Genomic DNA, 24,430 nt, shown 5'->3' on the forward strand with positions numbered 1-24,430 from the left:
ATATACTTGACCTATCAAAAAAGAGAATGAGGTGACCTCTCGATGAACAGCTGTGCCAAGCTGCTCCAAGAACTGACCGCCGGCACCCACGACGAGGTGCTGGCCGCCCTCTACGCCCTGGATGGGACACAGGCAAGTCTGGACAGGGCCCAGGAACGGGCCGCCCAGGTGGTCCGTTCCTTTGCGGAGATTTTTACCCCTGAGGAACATGCTTCGGTGGCTCTGTTCAGCGGCCCCGGCCGCACCGAGATCGGCGGCAACCATACCGACCACCAGCACGGCCATGTGCTGTGCGGCAGTGTGGACTTGGATATGTTGGCCTGTGCCGCCCCCAACGGGAAGGAGGTCATCCGTATTCACTCCCAGGGCTATCCCACCCTGGAGGTGGAGTTGAGCAGCCTGCTGCCCAGGGAGCGGGAACGGAATACCTCCGCGGCCCTGGTCCGAGGGGTGGCTGCCAAGGCTGCGGAGTTGGGTTACCCGATGTCCGGCTTTGACGCCTATGTGACCTCAAATGTGCTGTCCGGATCTGGACTGTCCTCCTCCGCCGCCTATGAGGTGCTGGTGGGCAATATCCTGAACCACTTTTGCTGCGGTGGGGCGCTGGACCCCATTCAGATTGCCAAGATTGGCCAGTACGCGGAGAACGTGTATTTTGGCAAGCCCTGCGGCCTGATGGACCAGATGGGCTCCTCGGTGGGCGGGGCCGTGGCCATCGACTTTGCCAATCCGTCCGCTCCGTTAGTCAAGAAGGTGGAATATGACTTTACCCGGTCCGGCCACGCCCTGTGCATCGTGGACACCGGCTCCAGTCATGGCGACCTGACCGATGACTACGCTGACATTACGCGGGAGATGGGCGCCGTGGCGGCCCACTTCAACAAGCGGTTCCTGCGGGAGGTCCCTGAGGCCGACTTCCGCGCCGCTATCCCCTCCCTGCGGGTCCGCTGTGGGGACCGGGCAGTCCTCCGGGCCATCCATTACTACGAGGATGACCGTAGGGCAGTCCAGGAGGGCGAGGCCCTGGAGCGGGGAGATTTCGCCAGGTTCCTGGAGCTGGTCAACGCCTCCGGCCTCTCCTCGGCAGTCCATCTGCAGAATACCTGGTCTATATCAGATCCGAGTCAGCAGGCCATCCCTCTGGCCCTGGCTGCCGGTCAAGAACTGCTGGAGGGCACTGGAGCCATCCGGGTCCATGGCGGAGGCTTTGCCGGCACCATCCAGGCCTTCGTCCCCAACGACAGGCTGGAGGCCTTCCGGTCTGGTATGGAGGCCCTGCTGGGCCGCGGCAAGTGTCACATCCTCCACATCCGTCCCCAGGGCGGAACTGTGGTGATTGGTTGAATTTAAGAAAGGCAGGTCTTTATATTATGGCGATTTTAGTACTGGGTGGAGCTGGCTATATCGGCTCCCACACTGTGTATGAGCTGATCGACGCTGGCCGGGACGTGGTGGTGGCGGACAACCTGCTCACCGGCTTCCGGGCCGCCGTACACCCCAAGGCCCGGTTCTATGAGCTGGACATCCGGGACCGGAAGGCCGTGGACGCTCTTTTTGAGAAGGAGACCATTGAGGGAGTTATTCACTTCGCCGCCTCCTCCCAGGTTGGGGAGTCCATGGTGGACCCGCTGAAGTATTATGACAACAACCTCTGGGGCACCACCGTCCTGCTCCAGTCCATGGTGGCCCATGGGGTGGATAAGATCGTCTTTTCCTCCACCGCCGCCACCTATGGTGAGCCGGAGCGGGTGCCCATCCTGGAGAGCGACCGGACCGAACCCACCAACTGCTACGGTGAGACCAAGCTGGCCATGGAGCGCATGATGTCCTGGACCAGCCGGGCCCACGGCCTGAGGTATGTGGCCCTGCGGTACTTCAACGCCTGCGGTGCCCATCCCTCCGGAGCCATCGGCGAAGCCCACGACCCTGAGACACACCTCATCCCCCTGATTCTCCAGGTGCCCAACGGGGAGCGGGAGAAGATTTCTGTCTTTGGCGATGACTACCCCACCCGGGACGGGACCTGCGTACGGGACTATATCCATGTCACTGATCTTGCCCAGGCACATATCCTGGCGCTGGATTATCTGCTGGCCGGTGGAGAGAACAACGTGTTCAACCTGGGAAACGGAGTGGGCTTTACCGTCAAGGAGGTCATCGATGTGACCCGTAAAGTGACCGGCCACCCCATCCCAGCCGAGATCTGCCCCCGGCGGGCGGGCGACCCGGCCCAGCTTGTGGCGTCTTCGGAGAAGGCCAAGACTGTCCTGGGCTGGAAGCCCCAGTACGCGGAGCTGGACACCATCGTGTCCTCCGCCTGGACTTGGCATAAAAATCATCCCAACGGCTATCAGGGCTGAGGAGCACCACAGAAAATAGAGTATGAGGTGAGGAACATGATCGACGCCGCTGTTTCCAAACTGGCTGTCTATGCCCTGCGCACTGGGCTGATCGAAGAGAGCGAGTACCTCTGGGCGGTAAACACGATTTTGGATACGCTCAAGCTGGACAGCTACACCGACCCTGGACAGGAGTGGGGAGAAATCGAGCTGGCTCCCGTGCTGGAGGAGCTGCTGGACGACGCCTACGCCAGGGGCGTACTGACAGAGAACTCTGTTGTCTACCGGGATCTGTTTGACACTGAGCTTATGGGGCGGCTCACCCCCCGGCCTTCTCAGGTCATCAGCAAGTTCCAGGCGCTGTACCGTGAGGCTCCCCAAAAGGCCACTGACTGGTATTACGAGCTGAGTCAGGACACCAACTATATCCGGCGGGACCGCATCGCGAAGGATATGCAGTGGAAGACGGACACAGAATACGGCCAGCTGGACATCACCATTAACCTGTCCAAGCCGGAGAAGGACCCAAAGGCCATCGCGGCTGCCCGGGATCTGCCCGCTTCCAACTATCCCCGCTGTCAGCTATGCGCCGAAAACGAGGGCTATGCTGGCCGGGTGAACCATCCGGCCCGGCAGAACCACCGCATCATTCCCATCACCATTAATGATTCTCCTTGGTTTTTGCAGTACTCCCCCTATGTGTACTACAATGAGCACTGCATCTGCCTGAACAGCGTCCACACACCCATGAAGATCGATAGGGCCTGCTTTGGAAAGCTGCTGGACTTCGTCCGGCAGTTCCCCCACTACTTCGTGGGCTCCAACGCCGACCTGCCCATTGTGGGCGGCTCTATCCTGGCGCATGACCACTTCCAGGGTGGGCGCTATACCTTTGCTATGGAGAAGGCACCCGTGGAAACGCCCTTCGCCTTCCCGGGTTTTGAGGATGTGAAGGCCGGCATCGTCAAATGGCCCATGTCCGTGGTTCGTCTTGCCTGTCAGGACAGCGGACGTCTGGTGGAGCTGGCGGACAGGATACTCGCAGCTTGGCGGGGATATACCGACGAGGCGGCCGCTATTTTGGCCGAGACGGAGGGTGTTCCCCACAATACGATTACGCCTATCGCCAGGATGCGGGACGGGAAATATGAGCTGGATCTGGTGCTGCGGAACAATCTGACTACAGAGGAACATCCCCTGGGGCTGTATCACCCCCACGCCGAGCTCCACCACATCAAGAAGGAGAATATCGGCCTGATCGAGGTAATGGGGCTGGCAGTCCTTCCCGCCCGGCTGAAGGAGGAGCTTGCGGCCGTAGCCGACAGCCTGGTCTCCGGCTCGGATCTGCGGGCCAGCGCACTGACAGAAAAGCACGCGGATTGGGCGGAGAGATTCCAGACAAAATATACTATCACACGGGAAAATGCCCTGGACATTGTCCAGAGGGAGACCGGACTGGTCTTTGCCCAGGTACTGGAGCATGCCGGAGTGTATAAGCGGTCCAACGAGGGCAGAGAGGCTTTCTTAAGATTCCTGAAGACCATCTGAACAAATGAATCGATATGGGCCCACAGCAGAGATAGCTGTGGGCCCTGTTTTTATTTTTAGATATCCTGGCGCCCAAGCTGCTATATCTCTAATTTGCACTTCACTCCTGTTCACAATTTTGAAACTTAAAGCCTCCTAAATGGAAATTATTGGTGTTTAAAAGAAAATCTAACTTAAAATCCATTGACAAATTTATAAAAAATGGCTATTATAGACATATACATGAAATATGTTCCGATATTATGAATTTTCAAAGGACAGGAGGAGCTGTTATGCTGGTAAGAGGAAAATATGTCCTTACGGATGGAGCAAACGGCAAATCTGTATTTCAAGAGGATGCCGCTGTCCTAATTTGTCAGGATACGATTCGGGAGATTGGCCCTTATGAAGACCTGCACCGGAGGTATCCTCAGGAGGATGTAGCTGGGGACGGCACCCAGATCCTCATGCCGGGTCTGATTGACGCCCATACCCATGGCGCCGGCCTGTCCTATGTACAGAGGGGCGTCACGCTGGACTACCTGGAGAACGCCCTTTTGAAATTTGCCACAGCCTTTCAGCTCCAGCCTGAAACCACGGCTATGCTCAACGCGGTGCGTCATATCCAAAATGGCTGCACAACCCTGCACCATAACGAGAGTGGGGCGGCGCTGGACCCTCATCTGAAAGAGACGTGTGCCAGAAAGATAGAAGGGTATCAAACGACTGGTATCCGACTGGGTTTTTCCCCCGGTGTGCGAAATAAGAACGTGCTAGCCTACGACGACCGGGAATTTCTAAAGACACTGCCGCCCGACCTGCGGCAAGAGGCCGAGCCCATGGTATATATCGATCAGGAGCGGGCGGTCGATGAGTATATGGAGGCCTTTGAGGATCTATATTCGAAGTATAATAGCGCAAAGACCCGGATCTTTTTTGGGCCAAATTGGGTCCAGGGGTCTACGGATGAGTTCTTAAGGCGTGTAAAGGAGCGGGCAGACCAGCTTCATAAGATACCCATCCACCTCCACTGTTTGCAGACCCCGGTCCAAAAGGCCTTTGGCCTGCGCAAATATGGAAAATCACTGGTAGGGCATCTAGATGATCTGGGACTGGTGGACTCCAACCTGGTGCTGGGCCACGCTGTCTACCTGAGTGAAGAGGATATTGCTCTGTTGGCGGAAAAAGACGCCTTTGTCACCCACCACGCCAGCTGTAATTTGATCATGCGGGATGGAATCGCGCCGGTCTATTATATGCTGAAGGCCGGGATGAATGTGGCCATGGGGATGGATGAGAAGGGGATCAACGATGACGAAGACCCCTTCATGGAGATGAGGATGATCTATTTCCTCCACCGACACGCTGGTATTTCCCTCACAGAGTGTCCGGCATTGAGCCCTTATGAGGTCCTGCGGCTGGCCACGGTGAACGGGGCTAGGCCCACTGGCTTTGCCGGAGAGATCGGGGCCCTGCGTCCAGGTATGAAGGCAGATATGATTCTTGTGAATACTCAGGAGATTCTGAATGCGCCCTGTATGCTGCCTGGCTTCGATATGGGAGAGGTAGTGCTGCGCCGCGGACTGGGGCGCTATACGGATACGGTGATCGTAGGCGGAGAGAAGATTATGGAGCACCGCAAGCTGCTGAAGATTGATCTGGAGGCCCTCTATCAGGAGGTGCGGGAGCAGGTGAGCCATGGACGCACTCAGGCCCAGTTGGACCGGGAGGCCTTTTTGGAGCGTATTAGGCCCTATTACCAGGCTTGGTACAACAGCTGGCTGGAGAATGTGGAGCTAGATCCATTTTATCACTTCAACAGCCGGAATTGACTGCTACGAGGAAACGATCCTGTGTTTAGGAGGAACCGGTAAAACAACCGCAAAACAAGTCAGGGGCCCCTGACTTGTGCTCTATTGAAAATAGAGCACAAGTCAGGGGCCCCTGACTTGTGCTCTATTGAAAATAGAGCACAATATCCTGCGATATCTGTCATGAGGCAGTAGGACAAGACATATTTATCATCAAGATACATTTGGAACAATGACGGAACGTCTATGGGTCCCAGAGTGGATTATGCCGTCAACTTAAAGAAATATGTTTCAATATTGTGTAAATTGGATTGGAAAGGTGAAAGCGATGAGAGTGTTGATCATCAATCCAAATAGCGACCAGGAAACGGCAGATGTGTTATCCAAAACGGCACAGTCGTTTTTGGAGGACCGGGGAGAGTTCGACGTGGTGTCCATGAGAACAGCCCCCAAATTGGTGGTCACCTATGAGGACCAGGCGGCCTCTGCCATGGAACTGATCGCCACGGTACGGGCGGGGAGAGAACGATATGATGCCTTTATCCTGGCCTGCCATGCCGACCCAAATCTGGACTTGGTACGGGAAGTAGCCGGTGGCAAGCCCGTCTTTGGCATTGCCGAAGCATCGATGAGGATGGCGGCTATGCTGCATGGCGGATATGCGGTGATTACTCCGTCTGAGAAGATCATTCCCAAAAAATTCGCCCTCGCCCGAAAATACCACTGTGAAGAAGAACTGAGGACTGTGGTGGTCAGCGGAGGGAACGAGAAGGAGCACCTGCTGGATGCAGGGAGAAAAGCTCTGCAGGTCCCAGGAGTTAACGCCATCGTGCTGGGCTGTGCCAATTATAGCGGCCTGGACAGCGCCCTGGAGCAAGAGCTGAGTGTACCAGTTTTTGACGGTCTGATATGGGCCCTGATCCTTGCGGATGGAGCGGTTCATAACAAGGAGTATCAGAGAAAGACTCTGGGATAGGCCGAGTGGGGCAGCTCGTTTGGAGAGGAGGGCATAGAGTTCAAAGGAATGAGCACCCCGGTTTGCTTGAGAAAGGAGGACATAAGATAACGCAAAAGCCCATTTCCCGGTATTTTAGCCTGTAATCAGTATCAAACAGAAAGGATGAAGAAACATGGGAGTTTCTGGAAGCTGCATATTCCTCTGGGCTGTTTATCTCTTTTTTGGGATTTTCCCCTTGGTCTATGTTTCCATAAAGGATAAGAAAGGGGGTAAGAAGGGATGAATAACAACACGATTTACTTAGCGGTCACAGTTGCGTTCATGATTGGCTTGGCCATCATTGGTATCATGATCTCCAGAGGTGTAAAAAGCTCCGAGGACTGGATGGTAGCTGGTAAGTCCCTTGGTAAGATCCCCATGGCCGGCACTTATTTCGCCACCATTGTTTCGGCCACCTCCATCATGTCCTATATGGGCTATTATTACTTGAATGGTTGGCCCGGCTGGTGGAATGCCGCCGGAACCCTGATGACCTCCTTCCTGGCCTGTATTTACTTTGCCAGAAAGGTCCGTCAGAGTGAATGCAATACTCTGCCTGAGTTTATTGAGAAGCGGTACAGCCGGGCCTTTTCTATTCCGGCCTCCCTGCTGGTCGTGCTGTGTTGTACTGCCCTGTTGGCCAATCAGGTCACTGGCGCTGTCATCCTGCTCCAGTCCTTTGTTGATTGGAGCACCATTACCTGCTGCGTTATTCTGCTGCTGGTCTTTATCGTCTTTACCTGTATCGGCGGTATGAAGGCTGTGGCTTGGACGGATACGGTCTGCGCGCTGGTCATCATCGTGGGCGTGTGGATCATCGCGGGAGAATTCCTGTTCCGTGTGGGCGGCTTTACCGCCATGAACGAGGGCATTGCTGCCGTTGACCCGGAGTTTGTCCAGGGCTTCAGTGTCTCTATCCCGCCCATGACCGCCCTGTCTTGGGTCATTACCTGGGGTATCTGCAACTTTGGCGCTCCCCAGTTCGTGGCTCGCTTCATGTCGGCTGAGTCTCCTGAGGTTGCCTCCAAGTCCCAGGGCATCACCGGCATCGGCCTGCTGCTGTTCTATGTGCCTCTGGCTATCATCGGTCTGTGCGGCATCCTGATCCATCCCGGCATTGAGAAGCAGGACGCGGTGTTCACCACCCTGATTATGTCCGAGGTGACTCCTCTGATGGGCGCTGTGATGTTGGCTGCTGTGGTCGCCGCCATCATTTCTACCGCTGACTCTCTGTTGCTGCTAGTAGCTACCACCTTTACCCACGACTTCTACTGCAAGGTTAAGAGCAACGTGACGGATAAGGAGGAGCTGCTGGTGTCCCGTGTGTCCACCATCGTGTTCGGTGTGGGCAGCGTGGTATTGACCTTCTTCATCAATGATACCATCCAGACCTTCCAGGCGAAGGCCGTTACCCTGATGGGTTCCGCCCTGGCAGTCACCACTATGGTGGGCGTCGCCTATAAGAAGGCGAACAAGATCAGCGCCATGATCGCCGCGGTTTGTGGCTTTGTCACCGCAGTTATCTGGTACGCGCTGAACCAGCCCTTTGGCATCATGCCCGCTCTGCCGGCTTGCGCCGTCTGCTTCGTGGTCATCATGGTCGCCTCCTGGATTACGCCTGCCAGCGCAAATGATACAGCCGACAAGGAAGTAATGGAGAACCTGTTTGGCAAACAGTAATTTTTGAAATCAGACACCGGGATATCTCCAGAGATATCCCGGTGCTGAGAGAAACCATCTTAGGGGAACTGGACCTGGGATGAAGGATATATGTTAGACGAGGTGACAGTGATCATGAGTCGGTTAAACGATATGCTCCAGGAGATCGGGGGGATCGGCCGGAATGAGGACGGTTCTATCACGAGGCTTGGCGCGTCAGAGGGGTATTTCCAGGCCCTGGAGCAGGTCAAAATGAGGATGGAGGCCCTGGGGATGAAAGCGGAGCAGGATCCGGTTGGAAATCTGCATGGCATCCTCCCTGGCACTGACCCGGAGGCCAAGTCCATTGTACTCGGATCTCATCTGGATACGGTGATCAAGGGCGGCGTCTTTGACGGTATGCTGGGCGTTACTGGCGCGCTGGAGGTGGTTTACCGCTTGAAGGAGCAGGGCCGGGCATTGAAGCATCCGCTGGAGATCTGGGGCTTTAACCTGGAGGAATCCAGCCCTCTGGGGGGCACTTTTGGAAGCCGCTGTGTGGCTGGTATGGTGGATGCGGAGGCTCCCGGCTATGCTGAACGGCTGGCCAAGTATGGAATGAAACCGGAAAATGTCCGAGCTGCCAAAAAGGACTTGGATAAATATGGGTGTTATTTGGAGTACCACATTGAGCAGGGTGACAAGCTGGACAGCGCCGGGCTGGATATTGGCGTCGTGAGCGGGATCGTCAGCGTTGTCCGCTATGAGGTGACCGCCCACGGGATCAGTAACCATGCCGGCACGACGATGATGCCCAGCCGCAAGGATGCGCTGGTAGGGATGTCCAAGCTCATTGTGGGGGCCGATGCCCGCGCCAGAGAGCTGGATGATACCCTGGTGTTCACCGTAGGAAAGCTCTCTGTTGCCCCAGGGCAGGAGAATGTTATTCCCAACGAGGTAGTCGCAACCTTTGAGATGCGGCACATGGACAAGGCGGTCACAGATCAGTTCTATGCAGATATCCAGGCGATGGCCAAGGAGATATCCAACTGTGAGTTTACTTTTGTGAACACTGTGGCAAAGTACTCCACTCCCTGTGACCCGGCCCTGATTGATACGATAGACCATGTTTGTACCCGCTTGAATATCAGCCATATCATCATGCCCAGCGGCGCCGGCCATGACGCAAATCCCATGGCGCACGAAGGGGTCCCCATTGGGATGGTGTTCGTGCCCAGTGTAAAGGGGATTAGCCACCATGGAGACGAATGGACGGATCCGAAGCACATCGATCTGGGCGCGGACGTCCTGTATGAAACCGTGTTAGCTCTGGATAAAACAGATCTTTGAGAAATTGGAAAGGAAGGATAACTATGCTGGATCTTTTGGTCAAAAATGGCCTCACCTATGTAGATGGAGTATTCAAAAAGTGCGACGTAGGTGTCAAGGATGGTAAGATTGCCTGTGTGGCTGAGTGCGGCATCCTGGGTGAGGCGAAGCGCGTCATTGAAGCGGAGGGGAAGTATGTGATCCCCGGTGGCATTGACACCCATGTTCACATCCGCAGCCCAGGACATGATGACCGGGAGGACTTTTACACCGGCACCATGAGCGCGGCACAGGGCGGCTGCACCACCATCCTGGAGCACCCCATTTCCACGCCTCCTCAGTACAACAAGGAGATCCTGGATAACCGCAAGAATATCGCCCGAGACAAATGTGTGGTGGACTACGCCTTTTACGGCGCGGCTGGCGGAGAGTTCCCCGAGGAGATCACCGAGATCGCCAAGGAGGGCATCGTGGCCTATAAATCCTTCCTCCACCAGGCGCCTGAGGGCCGTGAGAAAGAATTCGTGGGCCTGACGATGGCCAACGACGCTGAGATTCTGGTGGGTATGCGTGAAATCGCAAAGACCGGACTCATGATGGCCTCCCATGCGGAGAATAATGACCTGATTACCTATAACATCGCCAAGATGCGGGCCGAAGGGCACACCAAGCCTCTTGACCACTGTAAGTCCCGTCCTCCCATCACGGAGTATTCCACCGTAGCAAAGCTCATCATGTTTGCCAAGGAGACAGGATGCACGCTGGAGCTGGCCCATATGTCCACAGTGGAGTCCATGGAGCTGGCCAGAAAGGCTCGCTTTGAGGGACAGAAGGTCTTTGTGGAGACCTGCCCCCACTACCTGCTGTTGGATGAGACCGCGTTGGAGAAGTATGGTCCCTTTGCCCGCTGCAACCCCCCGCTGCGTCCCAAGGAGACCGTGGAGAAGCTGTGGGACTATGTAAACGATGGCACCATCGACTTTATTGGCAGTGACCACGGCCCCTTCCTGCTCTCGGAGAAAGAGCAGGGGAACGAGGACATCTTTAAGGCATTCTGCGGTGCCCCCGGCGTGGACCTGCGTCTGCCGCTGATGCTGGATGCCGCCGCCCGTGGAAAGACCACCATCGAGCGTGTGGTGGAGCTGCTGTGCGTCAATCCCGCTCGGTGCTTTAATATCTATCCCCAGAAGGGGACCATTAGTGCCGGCGCGGATGCTGACTTGGTGGTATTTGACATGAACGACACTACCGTGGTGGACCGGAACAAGAGTTACAGCAAAGCCCGTGAGACCGCCCGCATCTTTGACGGCTGGGAGTTGGGCTGCAAGCTGAACTATACGGTGGTACGGGGCCGCGTTCTGATGGAGGACGGCGTCGTGGATCCAGATTGCGCCGGATACGGTCAGCTGGTTACTCCCCAGAAATAACTTATTCTCTCTTTCCTGCTCAAAGAGCCCCCGGCTACTGCTCGGGGGCTCTCTGCATCCGGCCGGTTCATGTTGAAATCCGGAGAGAAACAGGATATAATCCAAAGCGGTATCCTATCAATGGATATTCACATGAAATGAAAAAGAGGGGCGGAAATGAAGGAAAGTCTGAAGGAAAGTGAGTATATCAATTCCATTGTCCGGGCGACAGAAATTTTGAATCTATATCGGGTCAAAGATGTCAAATATCTTGGTGTGACCGACATCAGCCAGGAGTTAGGACTGCATAAGACCTCGGTGTTTCGTATCGTCAAAACGCTGGAACATACAGGGTGGCTAGTCCAAGACGCGCCAAATGGGAAATATCGGATTGGCGCGAAGCTGATCGTCCTCTCGGCTGTTTCCCGTCAGCAGTTTTCTATTGACGACATGATCTATCGGGAGATGCAGCTGCTGGGGCAGCGGTTTAACGAGGATATTGTCCTGACCGGCCTGGTAGACGGCTATCAGGCGGTCTGTATCACAAAAATAAAATCCAACAATGCGCTCCAGATATCTTCCAACGTAGGGTATGCCATCGGAATGACCAAAGGTTCCACCGGGAAAGTCCTGCTGGCCTATCTCCCTAAGGAGATGCAGGAAAAGGCAATTCAGTTGGACAGCCCTGACATCACAGAGGAAGGCCGGGAGGCACTCTTTAAGACATTGGAGAAGATTAGGGAAACCGGATACTGTGTATCTACTTCCGAGCGGGACGAGGGAGTTTCCTCTATTTCCATGCCGCTGTTTGGGCGGGACGGACGCATCATTTACTCTTTGGGCATCGTAGGGGAGGAGCATCGCATGACCAATAAGGGCCGTGAACAGATGCGCCGCGCCCTGCAAGCGTCGATAGAGAGGATCCAAGAGGTGCTGTCTATCGTATAAAGGACCTATCGGCTTTACTTAGCCTCAGGACGGCCCATACCCATTTTCCCGGCTCAGGGCCAGAACACAAAAGGAGGATCGCCATGGAAGACCATAAAACAAAGATTGTGGTATTGGAGAGCGGCTGCCCCCACTATCAGGCGGGGGATGAGATCTATTTCAGCGGCGCATTTATTGAAAAGGAAAAGAGCGCGGAACTGTGCGCTGTGGCTTTAAACGCCGTTTATCCGTTTGTATATGCCGCCCGCCGGGGCGGAAGTGTAAAGCCGACGCCGGTTCAGTGTCCCGACTGCGGCGAAAGCGTCGTATTCCAAGTGATGCGCCTGGATTGAGATCCGCTGTGCAGAAATGACTGAAAAGAGGAAAACAATGGGAAACAGAGCAGCTGATAGAACATACGAAATACAGTGCCCCTCCTGCGGAATGTGTTATAGAGAATGCGTACTACAAGCGGATGCCATCACGCAAACAGAATATGGGGTAAAGATTGATTTGGACAGATGCAGCCGCTGCGGTCATTGTGCAGCGGTCTGTCCCACCGGCTGTATGGAACATCCATATGCGCCCCTCCAGACGGAACAGCCTCTGGTCCTGCCCCCGGAAGAGGCTCTGGCCTTCCTTCGGACACCCAGGTCAGTGCGCCGATATCGGTCTGATCTGGTCCCTAAAGATGTCATAGAGAGACTTCTCAATGCCGGACGCTATCCTCAGACCGCGAAGAATGCGCAGGGGATCAGCTATTTGGTGGTGAGCGGACGGGAAAAAGTGGTACAGATCAATCAACTATACTGTGAGATCGCAAGAACTTTGCCGGAGGACTTTCCACTGCGAAGCCGTGTCATGCGCCCTGTACTGGTCCAGGAGGAGAAAAAGACAGACGCGCTTTTTTACGGCGCACCTCAGCTGATATTTACTCTGGCAGATATGGACCACGAGCGATGGAAGGAGAACAGCCAGTTTTCTCTTACATTTCTGTCGCTCATGGCACCCTCGCTTGGGTTGGGCACCTGCTGGTGTGGGCAGATGGGCCTGCTGACCGCTCAAATGGAATATATGAAGCGGTTTGGAGCGCTGATAGGACTGCCGGAAGGAAAACGAATCTGTGGATGCATGATCTTCGGATACCCTGATGTGAAGTTCAGACGGCTTGTGGCCAGGGATCCTCTGGAAGTTTTTTGGCGATAGTAGAGACTGAAGCGCTACAGCTCCGCGACATATCCTGATTAATAATTGGAGATGGATGGAACAAAACCCTGATGCGTAAAAGAAGTGTGCCGCCTGTTTTCACAGGCGGCACACTCTTTGCTTTCGTCAGCCCTATATGCTTATACCTTCTTGGTATATAGTTATATATATTCAGAGGTTGACATGTAAAAGCCGATGTTCTATAAGAAAAATATTGTTGCGAATGCTTCTGCTATCCTGTATCTGGTTATCGCAGAGAATCAATCTTCATGAGCGGTGTCAGCTAAAACGTCTGGATCAGAAGGGGCGGCCTTCTTATTGATAATTTTCATCAATACAGGGCTGAACAATGCTACAAGAATCAACACGACCAAAACCATGGAAATTGGTCTTGTCAAAAAGTATTGGAATAGCCCTGTACGCTTCGTGATGACCAATGTCTGTCTCCAATTGCTTTCAGCTATTGGCCCTAGGATCATAGCCAGAACTACAGGTGCCGTAGCAAATCCGTACTTGCGCATGAAATAGCCGATAAAACCAAAAATCAACATAATCCACACATCAAAAATGCTCTGTTGGACAGCGTAGGAGCCCACAGTGGACAATGCGATAATCAGCGGCGCCAATATCGTCATCTTTACAGTAGAAATTTTAACTACCTGTTTACATACTAGCAATCCGGCAACGCCCATTAAAATATTTGCGATTGCAAATGCTAAGATAATACAATAGACGATAGGACCGGTAGTGGCATCAGTAAAAAGCTTATAGCCGGGATTCAATCCCTTAATCATCAATCCGCCCAGCATGATAGCTGCCACGCCAGAACCGGGGATTCCCAAGGTCAAGAGAGGAATCAGGGCACCTCCGGTGACTGCGTTATTGGCGGTTTCAGATGCTGCAATACCGACAAGCGAGCCATGTCCAAACTGTTCAGGATTCTTCGAGGAGTTCTTTGCGGTGTTGTAAGAAATCCAAGAGCCGATATCGCCGCCAGCACCAGGCAAAATTCCAACAAGAATGCCAATAATAGAGCTTTGTGCAATCGTGGGAAGTAACGGCTTGAATTCGCGCCAAGGTAATAGCGGGCTGCCAGACAAATTCTTGGCATTCTCATCCAGAACGGTAGATTTTCCTTTTACTACATCTTCTATCGAAAACATGACTTGGCTGATGGAAAACAGGCCTATCATAGCGGGGACTAAGTTAATACCTGCTTGAAGCTCTAAAAAACCGAAGCAATATCTGGGGGCCGATGTTTGGATATCCAGGCCCACGCAGCCAATAATCAATCCGAGGCAACCGGAGAGCAACCCTTTCATCATGTTATCGCCGGCCAAAGACCCAATAATGGTAAGACCGAATACCCCAATCAGAAAGTACTCCAGGCTGCTGAATTTCAAGGCGACTTGGGAAAGAGCCGGCGCAATGAACAGCAATGCAATTGCGGAAATTGTTCCTCCAATCATCGAACAGATGGTGGAGGTGCCAATTGCCTTGAGTCCTTTGCCCTGGCGGGTAAGCGCGAATCCATCTGCTGCGGTGGCTGCTGATGCAGGAGTGCCAGGGGTGTGGAGCAGACATGCGGTAATAGAACCGCCATAAATTGCGGAGGTATAAACCGCAACCAACAAAGTGATGCCTGCCTCACCACTCATACCGAAGGTTACGGGAATCAACAACGCCACTGCCATAGAGGCAGACAATCCAGGCATAGCGCCAATAAACATACCGCCTAATGTGCCGGCGATAATTGCAACGATTACGTCGGGCTGTGTGAGCATAGCGGCACCTTGCGCCATTAAGTTAAACATATGCTTGCCCCCTTACTTCAACAGAGGTACTTTCAGTACCACTACAAACAAAACGTAAATAAAAACTAAATAAACGGCGTCTATTGTTAAAATCAACCAAAGCGGCTTGACTTTCTCAATTAGCATAAATACGAGGATCAAAATCGCCGTTGCGATAAAATAGTTCGTAAAGCTAAATAGGACGCAATATAATACGACACCCAAAAACATCAGAATTGGGACTTTAATTTCAGAGATAGATGTATATCCCTCGTTGGAAGGATTCTTTTTTAATTGCCTTACCGTGCGGACTAAAAGAGCTGTATTACATATCAGAGCCACTGACAAAATCAGCCGCGGCATAGTTTCGGCGCCGCTTTTCATAGTAAAGGTCTGCATGAAACAAAACAACATGAATGCGTAAATCAAAATACAGGCAAAAATGTCCTGCTTTGCCTTTCTGTTCACCAAGGATCTCCTCCCCTTTGCGGATATAAGACACAAAGCCAGCGTCCCCCAGGCGGATGCGCCTGGGGGGACGCCGCCTATTATTATGTGATATCTGTCATGTTATGAAGCGCGGATTAGGCACCCCAGATCTCTCGGGCAGTGTTCTGCATTTCGGTCAGGTAGTTTAGATACTCCTCGCCTTCCTTGAAATCAGTGGTGGTGTAAATATCAGACAGCTGCTTAATCATATCAGGATCCTGAACCGCCTGCTTAACTGCGTCAGCTAGAACGACTTTAATATTCTCGGGCACATCCTTCAACATAGCATATCCGCGGCTGGAGCAGCCAGTAATGTCGGTTCCAGTCAGCTCCTTGTAAGTAGGAACGTCGGGCAAATTGGGGTCGCGCTCGTCAGCAAATACGCACAGAACTTTATACTGACCATCCAGATGACCGGCGGCCATTTCGGAAACATTACCCATTACAAAGTCGGTGGTACCGTTCAGCAAGAAGGTAATATTGTCACCAGAGCCTTCAGAAGCAATAATGTCTACTTCAACACCAAGGTCATTCGCCACCAGCATATCAGTAGTAGAATCGTCAGAGGTAATACCCATACCGGATGCGGAGGTAATCATTACACCTTCCTGTTTCCAGTAGTTTGCAAAGCTCTCCCAGTCAGAGTAACGATCATCATCTACTCGGATGGCCATACAGCTTGAGTCGGTAACCTGGTTGCAAATTAACTCGAAGTCATTATGATCATACTTCATCGTGTTATTCACATCGTATTTACCGGCAGTTACATTGGGGCTGTTGATGAGGAAAAAGCTATATCCATCGGGGTCGGTACTCTCCAGCATTTGATTCCATAGCACCCAACCAGAGGCGCCCGTAACATTTTCGACGGTACAGGTAGTACCGAGAATCTCACCGACCTTAACCGCCATCAGACGGCACAGGGTGTCGGAGCTGCCGCCGGCAGAATAGCCACAGTACAGTGTAATATTTTTATTTCCTGGGTAGGTTCCGGTTTGAGAAGGGGCCTGTGCTGATGTAGACGTACCACCGTCAGCGGATGTAGAGGGCGTCTTGGTGTTGTTGTTTCCGCAAGCGCTTAAGGTCATTACCAGAGCCAAGGACAACGCGGTAATGGATGCAAGTTTCTTTTTCATAATCTATTCTCCTTTTCATCCTAATTTTTATTTGTACGGGGGTGGGTTCCCGAACAAATCGACAATACCTTACACTGGAGACTAAATACCAGGAAACTATCACTACAATTTGAAGTATAGCCTCTACATTTACTTCATTCAATCGGAAAATATTTATAGAAAAGAAGGGCCGTTTTTATCTATTTTTCCGATTCTTAAAGGGGGAATGAAAAATTTCTTCATTTATAAGGTAATTTAATGTAGTGAATGAAGTGACTGTTACCCCTGTGAAACAAAAGATTTTCATAAAGACACATTCGTGATAGATTACAGAGAAGGTTTCGAGTTGTTCATGAGTTGGATCAATTTAAACGATATCCGCGCTAAGTGTTCTAATTCTCGGTTGGATTTGTTTCTAGATGCATTGAATAGAAAAAAACTTAAAAATCACACCCGATTTCTTTTAACTTTTCATCTACCCAAGGGCGAATATATTCGCCTTTATGGATAATATTTTCCATAATTTTTGCTTCCTTTTCCATCGTCTTGCAGGTAGCGGCGGCCAGTGCTTCAGCGTCTACAGGATCGATAATAACAATACCATCTCCATCTCCGACAATAATATCTCCTGGTTTTACTGTTTTCCCTCCAATAACAATAGGAACATTGATTTCTCCAGGTCCATTCTTGTAAGGCCCATTGGGGGTTACACCTTTTGCATAGACAGCAAAATCTGTCAGTGTGCTAATTCCATCAAGATCGCGGATCGCCCCATCACAGACAATACCGGCGATCCCCCGAACTCGGCAATAGCTGACCATTAGTTCACCGAAAATGGCACGGTCTACACTACCGCCAGCGTCAATCATGATGACATCCCCAGGCAAAGCCATATCCATAGCTTTGTGGAACATGAGGTTGTCTCCCTGCGGCATACGGATTGTAAAGGCTGTGCCCAGTAAAGGGCTCCGGTTCATGGGACGAATTGCCGCGTCTACCGCTGCAATTCGTCCCATATTATCATCGATGTTGGCCACTGGCATCTCTCGGAACAGTTCTACCAGTTTTTTATCAGGCCGGTTGATTTCATATACAATTTTGTTTCCTATACTCATTTTGCTCTCCTTTACCCTATTTGTACCAATTAGCCTTCGGTTCGTTTCAAATAAACTTAAGTCCTAAATCTTTGTCTAAAACTGCGCGATTGGCTACATAGCGACGAGGCAGCTTTCCCACCGTGAGGGCGTCAGGCAACAGTTGGCATACCATGGTAATTTGCGTCTTTTTTGCTCCCACACCATATGATCCGCTATGGGGACTCAAAATTACATTGTCCATTTTAAGCAACGGATCATTTGCTTCTATCGGCTCTTTTTCCACGGTATCCAAGCCGGCATAAAGGATTTCACCGTTTTGTAAGGCCCATGCAAGTGCTTTCTGATCAATCACTGGGCCGCGAGACGTATTGATAATCATAGCTGTATTTTTCATTTTGCGGAATGCGTCTTCGCTAAAAATATGGGTTGTTTCAGGAGTAAGATTAACATGTATCGATATGATATCACTGTCCGTGAGCAGCTCATCAAAAGATACAAACTTCACATGTGGATACTGGCGCTTAACTTCGTCTGTAATATAGGGGTCACATGTAATAATTTTTGTACCAAATCCATTGTAGAAGATATCATGCAAGTGGCGGGCGGCCCCACCAAACCCGAAAAGCCCTAAGGTCATCTCTCGAACATCCCCAGGGAGTAAGTATTGACACTTAGGCCAACCACCCTTGCGAATTTCGCGGTCATAGTAATTGGTATTACGGATTAATCCCATAATCATAGCCGTGGCTAAATCTGCAAGCTCTTTAGCACAAAAACCAGGCAGATTTAAAACGACGATACCCAGTTCTGCAGCTGCGTTCAAATCAATGGAATTGACGCCTACACCAAAACGTTGTACATATTTTAGTTGTGGTAACGCTTCCATAACTTTGCGTGTAATAGGGGGATTTCCGGTCGCTAAAATTGCAATTGCTCCTTGACAGCCACTGATAATTTCTTCTTCTGTAATAAAGTGTTGTGTATCCAGTTTTAAACCTGCCTGGGCATAAGCTGCTCGTACTTTCTCCAATTCTTCGGACGATACACTGCCATAATCTTTATCTACGACTACTGCTCTTTCCATATATCTCCCTTCCTTTTGACCCAAATGATTTTGACTTTATGCTTCGGTTTATGTATATTGCACAATTTGATTTGGCTTAATGATAGCATATCATTGACGAGAAGTACAATTCAATATATAATATAATCAACATTCCTTTTATGTCATATAGACTCCGGGAGAATCTGAAGGTAAGAGCTATGTTGTATAAAAATTACGATTATTTTCTGACTATTGCGAAGCTTGGCAGTTTAACAAAGGCTGCTGAAGCACTATATGTTACTCAACCATCTCTTAGCAAATATTTAAGTCGCCTTGAAGAAAGCCTCAATATTCAACTATTTGATCGATCTTCCTCCCCGCTTTCATTGACCTATGCCGGGAAATTATATCTTGACTATGTCAATAAAATGGCCGACCTGAATCATCAGCTTCAGGATGATTTTGATAAAATACGCAATGATGAGAAGGGAGAATTTACATTTGGTATTACAAGCTGGAGGAGCAGTATTATGCTCCCCACTCTTCTGCCGCTGTTTCGGAGTCGGTATCCACATATAAAAATTAATGTTGTGGAGGGCAAAAGCTACACATTTGAAAGCGCTATGCTGAACAACCAGGTGGATTTTTGCCTGATGAGTGTACCATCTAACTTTAGTTTCCCTGCTACTTATGAAAGTCTTGGGATGGAGAAGATCTATCTGGCCGGAAATCGACGGCACTTACTTGTCCAACATGCGTTGCAGCAGCCGGCAGGCCCTGATGGTATACACAATTTTGACGTTTCTTTACTGAATGGCGAACAATTTATTAATCTAAAGCCAGGTCAGCTGCTCTGCCGTTTAAACCAGCGATTTTTTAATCAACATGATGTGCATCCTAGAGAGATTTGGAGTACAGAAAATATCGTGACCGCACTGAATCTAGTTAATTGTACAGAATATTTTACATCTATCCCTGCGCTATGTACCAAGATGGAGCATTTGCCTGAAAATGTCGTCCTCTTTGAGTTCGGAACGCCTCCTCTTGAGTGGGAAATTGCCATTGTCTATCCTAAAAACTCACATATTACACGTACTATGAGATTATTTATAGATACAATCAAAGAATTATATAGCTATCCAGCTTGATCGATTAAGGAGTGTAATACAGTATGAAATTAATTATAGGCGATAAAAGAGGCGAAAAAGCGCAAAACCACAACCACTCAAGTAGCAGTCAGGATTAAACTGTCTGGAAGTAATCGATCAGTCATAGCTCTAACGCTGCGAATGAGAGACTGGTTAGCGGAGTTCCTAAGAGGGGCACAATGGCCTTTAGGGGATAACACCAGGCCGGGATTTTCTCATTCTAACAGCTTTGGTATCAGATGTGAAAAAGGAACGGATAACGGCCGTAGCTCAATCCTGTAAAACCACCTTGATTGTAATAGGGGGATCTTCGGGTGAACACTTCTTTTGTTCGGCGCATTCAACAAGCCCGACTTACTCATGGACAGTTAAAAATTGCGGACTATTTTTTAAAACATCAAAATCGAATTTGCACAATGAGCAGCTTGGCGGTTGCACGTGAAGTAGGAGTAAGCGACGCCTCTATTATTCGTTTCTCACGAGCAATTGGCTACAAAGGTTTTGCGGATTTAAAAAATGATTTGCATAGCAATTTGACACAAGAGCTTTCGCAGATAAATCTAGGTAAATATCCGCCAGACAAGCGCCTGGATGTGCAAGTGAAAAAGTATGAATATTTAAATCGTCCCGCTGAACTGCTCCATCTTTTGCTAAATAATGTGGAACAGTCCCTTCGACAAAATGACTTTCAACAATATGAGCGGGCGGTAAATCTTTTGTCTAGTGCTCGAAGGCATCTGGTGCTTGGACTACATGGGTGCCAGGGGATTGCACTCTATTTTGCACGGGCGCTTAGTTTTTTGATGGACGATGTACGGACTATAACTGCTGGTTCCAGTGATGATGCTGCATTGCTTCAAAACTTGTGTCAAAATGATGTAGCGCTTGCGATCAGTTTTGCCCGATACTATAAAAGTGATTTTATATTGGCTAATTTAATCAAAAGTCAGGGGATTTCTTTGATTACCCTTACTGATAGTACCGCATCTCCCTTGGCTCAGGTTGCCGACGTTGTCCTATTAGTAGAAACAAAACATATGAGTTTCCTAAATTCCGCTGCTGGGTCAATTAGTGTTTTAGAATATTTATTGGCTATGCTTTGTTGGAGAGAGCCTCAGAAATATCAAATGCATATGGAGGAGCGTGAAAAATTTACTGCCCCCTTCTTGTAATGACGATCTTGTCATCCACTACAAAATCTATTCTTTTTTGTCACTTTTTTTGCCTTGTATAGCGGACTAAACGACAAGTTATCCAAAAAGCATAGAGAAATTTTAGAAAAAGTCTGCCATTGAATGTTGTGTGTGTAGTGCCTATAATCAAGTTTGTAGTATATACTACTTTCTGCGTTCTTGCCTATAACCACAACCCTTAAAAGAAAGGCAGGCAAATAATCATATGACACATCGGGTTTTAATTTCTGAAACTGTCGCTCAGGAAGGAATTGACTATCTAGAGGAACATGGGTATCAGGTTAAGCGTGGACATGGAATTGATCACTTATCATTGTTAGAGGATATTCAGGATTGTGATGCTGTACTTGTCCGAGTAGCTATCATTGACCAGGAGATTATAGAAAAAAATCCTCAACTGAAAGTGATCGCAAAACATGGCGCGGGCTACGATAATATTGATGTCGGAGCCGCGGAAAAGCAAGGAGTTCGAGTTGTTTTTGCGCCAAATGCCAATTCCCTATCTGTCGCTGAACATACCATGGCGCTTCTCCTTGCCTGCGCAAAAAAAATTCCTTATTTTTCTCGTGAATATGCGAATGGAAATCCTCAGGTACGTGATCTCTATCCAAATGATGAGATTCATGGCAAGTGCCTAGGGTTACTTGGCCTTGGTAGAATTGGAATGGCAGTGGCCAATATGGCGATACATGGCTTTGGTATGCGTGTTATTGCATATGACCCATTTTTAGCTGAAAATAGAGACATTGGTGAGGTAAAGCTGGTACATAATCGGGATGAATTGTTGGCACAGGCGGACTATGTCAGTGTCCACATCCCGGCGACGCCAGAAAATATTAAGAGTATCAGTAATCATGAATTCCAGATCATGAAGCCTACGGCAGTTTTAATTAATGCCGCCCGTGGAAAAATCGTAGATGAAACGGCACTGGAAAGGGCTATTCGAAATAAGGAAATTGCAGGCGCCGGTTTGGATGTGAGTGACCCGGAGCCAGCTGTGCCTGATAATCCGCTTTTCCATATGGATGAGGTAATTATGACTCCTCATTGTGCAGGCACAACGCATGAGGCTATGGTCCGTATGGTGCTTGATGCTGCAAAAGGGATCGACGAAGTATTTTCCGGCAGGGAACCTACTTACAAGATTATATAATACTTTATGAAAAGGCCCTCTCATGCGGTGTTGTTGTCCCGTTTTGAGAGGGCCTTGTTGTACAGATGTTTCGTCCTATTGCCCGGACTGATAAAAGATAGTCATATGTTTCCCATATAATATTGGGGGGCAATTTTTACTAAAATAACTGCGATAAGATTGGCAAGAGAAACCTTCTGATTTACGAGGAATATCTAAATAGAGTCCTTCGTATCCCAAGTATCTGGCGTTCATGGACAAGGCTTATGCGGCTGAAGGAAATGAAGATGAAGAATTTCTTAAATAATGTAACTAATAATGCCGGTTACAACTTTTCTGAAATAACTTTAGAACTCTTTTCATCAAAAATATTTTAACCCGGACAAAGGCTGTCTGGGTTTTCTATTATTCTCCAATATAGAGTGGAAAAGAATGTCTCGTAAGCAAGGGCAGTCATGAACTTTTCATAGACCGGGGAGATCGTTTCAGTTGGTACGGCGGATAAACGACGGTTGGTTACAAAGACAATATTCCGAACTGGTGTATACGTTGAATATGGTATGCCACGGCACTACACCGAGCAAATACTGCGGCAGTCACCTAATAACCACTTACCTATCGGCTTGGAAGTGAGGCGTGTATCGTCTCCTGGATCCAGGCATACATCAGCGGAAGGTGGTTTTCAGAGGTGCGGATGTTCATACGGAAGGTCGTGGTTCATAATTAGAACATGAGGTGAGGGAAGTATTCTCGACAGACAGGGGAAATCATGATAAGGATAATTGGGTTCATTGGCACAATTGAAGAAAACATGGAGTAGGGTAGAACTTCATAGATGAAAAAGCCCCCGTCAGATACTGCTTCTGCAGTATCTGACGGGGGCTGGGCAGTTCGAAGCTCCCTTGTCAAAGATGTCTTGCAGGGGAGGAGTTTTTAAGTGTTTATGGCGTCGCGGTGACGACACGCTATACACCTGATATTATCGGGCGTCCTTACTGTGACGGTCCAGGATATACTGGACCATAACGGCAATACCGTAGGGGATGGCCTCATCGTTAAAGTTAAAGGCCCCATTGTGCAAAGCTGTGTACTCAGTGCCATCGGGCCAGCCGATCCCCAGCCGGAAGAAAGCGCCCTTACCCACTGCGCTTACTAAATTGGAGAAGTCCTCAGACCCCATGACTGGGCCATCCAAGGGCTTGACGTGGGACTGACCCAGGGCTTTGACCATAGCCTTCTCTAGATTCTGAGTCACGCCGGGATCGTTGTATAGGGCGGGAACGCCGCGGGTATACTCGATCTCAGCCCGACAGCCTAGTGCCTGGGCGGCCCCCTCGACAGTACGTCGGATTTTGGACTCCAGTTCATCCCGAACGCCGGGGTCCAGGCAGCGGACCGTACCGCCGAACTTGACTTCGCCAGGGATGACATTGAAGGCGTCGCCGGCATGGATGGAGCACACACTAACCACCGCCTGCTTGGCGGTGACGATTTCGCTGGATACGATGTTTTGTAGAGCGCTAACCGCTAGGGTGGCGGCGGGGATGGGGTTCATGGCTTTATAGGGCCGGGCACCGTGTCCACCCTGGCCAATGACCCGGACCTGGAACATATCGGCGGAGGCCATATATTCTCCGGGCCATACTCCCACTTCACCTACCTTTAGATAGGGCCACCCGTGGAGGCATACCACCTCCTCCACGTCAGGATCTTTCAGGGCGCCGGACTGAACGATCTTGAGGGCGCCATACAGTCCCTCCTCCCCGGGCTGGAAAATCAGCTTTACCACGCCGGAAAACCGATCCCGCCACTGGTGGAGCAGCTTGGCTACGCCCAGCAGGACGGCCACATGACCATCATGTCCGCAGGAGTGGGCTGCGCCAGGATTTTGGGAGGAATAGGGGACACCGCTCTCTTCGGTGAGAGGAAGGGCATCGATATCAGCCCGAAGGCCGGTGACGGGACCATCGCCCAGACCGCCCCGGATGATGGCGACTAGGCCGGTCTCCAGCTCCAGAGGCAGGATCTCTACCCCCATTTCTTCTAGTTGCCGACGAATAAAGGCGGTGGTCTGAAACTCCTGGAAGGAGAGCTCAGGATTCTGATGGACGGTCTGGCGGCAGCCAGTGCAGTATTCCTTTAGGGCAAGAGCTTCTTTCAGCACATCTGTCATAGTGATATCCTCCTAGAAAGAGGGGCACGGGCCCCGTTCAGATGGGATAGGAGCTCGCCCGGTGC

General features: G+C 50.6%; 21 protein-coding genes and 1 pseudogene. 15 read left to right on the forward strand and 7 right to left on the reverse strand.

What is annotated here, in order from left to right; all coding sequences use genetic code 11:
* The first annotated feature begins 42 nt into the window (after positions 1 to 42).
* From MCG44_RS05805 to MCG44_RS05855, 12 genes and pseudogenes are all read left to right on the forward strand, one after another.
* Complete coding sequence (locus tag MCG44_RS05805; protein WP_240287240.1) at positions 43 to 1,344, forward strand: galactokinase; 1,302 nt, start codon at positions 43 to 45, stop codon at positions 1,342 to 1,344.
* Between the two features lie 26 nt (positions 1,345 to 1,370).
* Positions 1,371 to 2,360 carry a UDP-glucose 4-epimerase GalE gene (gene galE / locus MCG44_RS05810; RefSeq protein ID WP_186852046.1) on the forward strand — a complete coding sequence of 330 codons (990 nt, stop codon included), beginning with the start codon at positions 1,371 to 1,373 and terminating at the stop codon, positions 2,358 to 2,360.
* Positions 2,361 to 2,396: 36 nt separating this feature from the next.
* Positions 2,397 to 3,887, forward strand: a complete 1,491-nt coding sequence (galT, locus tag MCG44_RS05815) for a UDP-glucose--hexose-1-phosphate uridylyltransferase (RefSeq protein ID WP_240287242.1) — start codon at positions 2,397 to 2,399, stop codon at positions 3,885 to 3,887.
* A 272-nt stretch (positions 3,888 to 4,159) separates the two neighbouring features.
* Complete coding sequence (locus tag MCG44_RS05820; protein WP_147572098.1) at positions 4,160 to 5,698, forward strand: amidohydrolase family protein; 1,539 nt, start codon at positions 4,160 to 4,162, stop codon at positions 5,696 to 5,698.
* Positions 5,699 to 6,005: 307 nt separating this feature from the next.
* Entirely contained in the window at positions 6,006 to 6,653 is a 648-nt protein-coding gene (locus MCG44_RS05825) for an aspartate/glutamate racemase family protein (protein WP_240287244.1), read from the forward strand.
* A 261-nt stretch (positions 6,654 to 6,914) separates the two neighbouring features.
* Positions 6,915 to 8,354, forward strand: coding sequence for a sodium:solute symporter family protein (locus MCG44_RS05830; RefSeq protein WP_147572100.1), 1,440 nt, complete (start codon positions 6,915 to 6,917; stop codon positions 8,352 to 8,354).
* A gap of 114 nt (positions 8,355 to 8,468) precedes the next feature.
* Entirely contained in the window at positions 8,469 to 9,662 is a 1,194-nt protein-coding gene (locus MCG44_RS05835) for a Zn-dependent hydrolase (RefSeq protein WP_186852049.1), read from the forward strand.
* A 23-nt stretch (positions 9,663 to 9,685) separates the two neighbouring features.
* Positions 9,686 to 11,068 (forward strand): allantoinase AllB, encoded by a 1,383-nt coding sequence (gene allB / locus MCG44_RS05840; protein ID WP_207721878.1) that lies wholly within the window; start codon positions 9,686 to 9,688, stop codon positions 11,066 to 11,068.
* A gap of 156 nt (positions 11,069 to 11,224) precedes the next feature.
* Positions 11,225 to 11,995, forward strand: coding sequence for an IclR family transcriptional regulator (locus tag MCG44_RS05845; RefSeq protein ID WP_147572102.1), 771 nt, complete (start codon positions 11,225 to 11,227; stop codon positions 11,993 to 11,995).
* 83 nt (positions 11,996 to 12,078) lie between these two features.
* Positions 12,079 to 12,327 (forward strand): TIGR04076 family protein, encoded by a 249-nt coding sequence (locus tag MCG44_RS05850; protein ID WP_147572103.1) that lies wholly within the window; start codon positions 12,079 to 12,081, stop codon positions 12,325 to 12,327.
* 91 nt (positions 12,328 to 12,418) lie between these two features.
* A pseudogene (locus MCG44_RS15105) lies at positions 12,419 to 12,538 on the forward strand (4Fe-4S binding protein); the annotation flags it as partial.
* A gap of 3 nt (positions 12,539 to 12,541) precedes the next feature.
* Positions 12,542 to 13,180 (forward strand): nitroreductase family protein, encoded by a 639-nt coding sequence (locus MCG44_RS05855; protein ID WP_240287246.1) that lies wholly within the window; start codon positions 12,542 to 12,544, stop codon positions 13,178 to 13,180.
* 260 nt (positions 13,181 to 13,440) lie between these two features.
* Here the strand turns inward: MCG44_RS05855 and MCG44_RS05860 are convergent, their stop codons facing one another.
* The 6 genes from MCG44_RS05860 to MCG44_RS05880 form a co-directional block, all read right to left on the reverse strand.
* Positions 13,441 to 14,994, reverse strand: coding sequence for a tripartite tricarboxylate transporter permease (locus tag MCG44_RS05860; protein ID WP_240287247.1), 1,554 nt, complete (start codon positions 14,992 to 14,994; stop codon positions 13,441 to 13,443).
* A gap of 12 nt (positions 14,995 to 15,006) precedes the next feature.
* Complete coding sequence (locus MCG44_RS15110) at positions 15,007 to 15,372, reverse strand: tripartite tricarboxylate transporter TctB family protein (RefSeq protein WP_412531152.1); 366 nt, start codon at positions 15,370 to 15,372, stop codon at positions 15,007 to 15,009.
* On the reverse strand, positions 15,299 to 15,475 hold the full coding sequence (locus MCG44_RS05865) for a hypothetical protein (protein ID WP_240287249.1): 177 nt from the start codon (positions 15,473 to 15,475) through the stop codon (positions 15,299 to 15,301). The genes MCG44_RS15110 and MCG44_RS05865 overlap by 74 nt, the downstream gene beginning before the upstream one ends.
* Before the next feature lie 82 nt (positions 15,476 to 15,557).
* A complete protein-coding gene (locus MCG44_RS05870; RefSeq protein ID WP_240287250.1) occupies positions 15,558 to 16,598 on the reverse strand; it encodes a tripartite tricarboxylate transporter substrate binding protein in 1,041 nt (346 codons plus the stop codon).
* 419 nt (positions 16,599 to 17,017) lie between these two features.
* Positions 17,018 to 17,692 (reverse strand): RraA family protein, encoded by a 675-nt coding sequence (locus tag MCG44_RS05875; protein WP_186852053.1) that lies wholly within the window; start codon positions 17,690 to 17,692, stop codon positions 17,018 to 17,020.
* A gap of 46 nt (positions 17,693 to 17,738) precedes the next feature.
* Complete coding sequence (locus MCG44_RS05880; protein WP_186852054.1) at positions 17,739 to 18,758, reverse strand: C-terminal binding protein; 1,020 nt, start codon at positions 18,756 to 18,758, stop codon at positions 17,739 to 17,741.
* A gap of 179 nt (positions 18,759 to 18,937) precedes the next feature.
* Between MCG44_RS05880 and MCG44_RS05885 the strand changes: the two genes are divergently transcribed.
* From MCG44_RS05885 to MCG44_RS05895, 3 genes are all read left to right on the forward strand, one after another.
* On the forward strand, positions 18,938 to 19,867 hold the full coding sequence (locus tag MCG44_RS05885) for a LysR family transcriptional regulator (protein WP_240287252.1): 930 nt from the start codon (positions 18,938 to 18,940) through the stop codon (positions 19,865 to 19,867).
* Positions 19,868 to 20,181: 314 nt separating this feature from the next.
* On the forward strand, positions 20,182 to 21,039 hold the full coding sequence (locus MCG44_RS14990; RefSeq protein WP_186852056.1) for a MurR/RpiR family transcriptional regulator: 858 nt from the start codon (positions 20,182 to 20,184) through the stop codon (positions 21,037 to 21,039).
* A gap of 226 nt (positions 21,040 to 21,265) precedes the next feature.
* Entirely contained in the window at positions 21,266 to 22,213 is a 948-nt protein-coding gene (locus tag MCG44_RS05895; RefSeq protein WP_186852057.1) for a hydroxyacid dehydrogenase, read from the forward strand.
* Positions 22,214 to 23,171: 958 nt separating this feature from the next.
* Here MCG44_RS05895 and MCG44_RS05900 read toward each other — a convergent pair.
* Positions 23,172 to 24,365 (reverse strand): M20 metallopeptidase family protein, encoded by a 1,194-nt coding sequence (locus MCG44_RS05900; protein WP_240287254.1) that lies wholly within the window; start codon positions 24,363 to 24,365, stop codon positions 23,172 to 23,174.
* Positions 24,366 to 24,430: the final 65 nt, after the last annotated feature.

The organism is Lawsonibacter sp. OA9 (assembly GCF_022440585.1).

What these genes read in the sequence shown, in the direction of transcription:
- MCG44_RS15110 (WP_412531152.1), bottom strand. Translation starts at nt 15,372, where the DNA reads ATGCAGACCTTTACTATGAAAAGCGGCGCCGAAACTATGCCGCGGCTG.
- MCG44_RS05845 (WP_147572102.1), top strand. Translation starts at nt 11,225, where the DNA reads ATGAAGGAAAGTCTGAAGGAAAGTGAGTATATCAATTCCATTGTCCGG.
- MCG44_RS05895 (WP_186852057.1), top strand. Translation starts at nt 21,266, where the DNA reads ATGACACATCGGGTTTTAATTTCTGAAACTGTCGCTCAGGAAGGAATT.
- MCG44_RS05805 (WP_240287240.1), top strand. Translation starts at nt 43, where the DNA reads ATGAACAGCTGTGCCAAGCTGCTCCAAGAACTGACCGCCGGCACCCAC.
- MCG44_RS05850 (WP_147572103.1), top strand. Translation starts at nt 12,079, where the DNA reads ATGGAAGACCATAAAACAAAGATTGTGGTATTGGAGAGCGGCTGCCCC.
- galE (WP_186852046.1), top strand. Translation starts at nt 1,371, where the DNA reads ATGGCGATTTTAGTACTGGGTGGAGCTGGCTATATCGGCTCCCACACT.
- MCG44_RS05860 (WP_240287247.1), bottom strand. Translation starts at nt 14,994, where the DNA reads ATGTTTAACTTAATGGCGCAAGGTGCCGCTATGCTCACACAGCCCGAC.
- MCG44_RS05900 (WP_240287254.1), bottom strand. Translation starts at nt 24,365, where the DNA reads ATGACAGATGTGCTGAAAGAAGCTCTTGCCCTAAAGGAATACTGCACT.
- MCG44_RS05885 (WP_240287252.1), top strand. Translation starts at nt 18,938, where the DNA reads ATGTTGTATAAAAATTACGATTATTTTCTGACTATTGCGAAGCTTGGC.
- MCG44_RS05870 (WP_240287250.1), bottom strand. Translation starts at nt 16,598, where the DNA reads ATGAAAAAGAAACTTGCATCCATTACCGCGTTGTCCTTGGCTCTGGTA.
- MCG44_RS05820 (WP_147572098.1), top strand. Translation starts at nt 4,160, where the DNA reads ATGCTGGTAAGAGGAAAATATGTCCTTACGGATGGAGCAAACGGCAAA.
- allB (WP_207721878.1), top strand. Translation starts at nt 9,686, where the DNA reads ATGCTGGATCTTTTGGTCAAAAATGGCCTCACCTATGTAGATGGAGTA.
- galT (WP_240287242.1), top strand. Translation starts at nt 2,397, where the DNA reads ATGATCGACGCCGCTGTTTCCAAACTGGCTGTCTATGCCCTGCGCACT.
- MCG44_RS05855 (WP_240287246.1), top strand. Translation starts at nt 12,542, where the DNA reads ATGGAACATCCATATGCGCCCCTCCAGACGGAACAGCCTCTGGTCCTG.
- MCG44_RS05825 (WP_240287244.1), top strand. Translation starts at nt 6,006, where the DNA reads ATGAGAGTGTTGATCATCAATCCAAATAGCGACCAGGAAACGGCAGAT.
- MCG44_RS05830 (WP_147572100.1), top strand. Translation starts at nt 6,915, where the DNA reads ATGAATAACAACACGATTTACTTAGCGGTCACAGTTGCGTTCATGATT.
- MCG44_RS05880 (WP_186852054.1), bottom strand. Translation starts at nt 18,758, where the DNA reads ATGGAAAGAGCAGTAGTCGTAGATAAAGATTATGGCAGTGTATCGTCC.
- MCG44_RS05875 (WP_186852053.1), bottom strand. Translation starts at nt 17,692, where the DNA reads ATGAGTATAGGAAACAAAATTGTATATGAAATCAACCGGCCTGATAAA.
- MCG44_RS05835 (WP_186852049.1), top strand. Translation starts at nt 8,469, where the DNA reads ATGAGTCGGTTAAACGATATGCTCCAGGAGATCGGGGGGATCGGCCGG.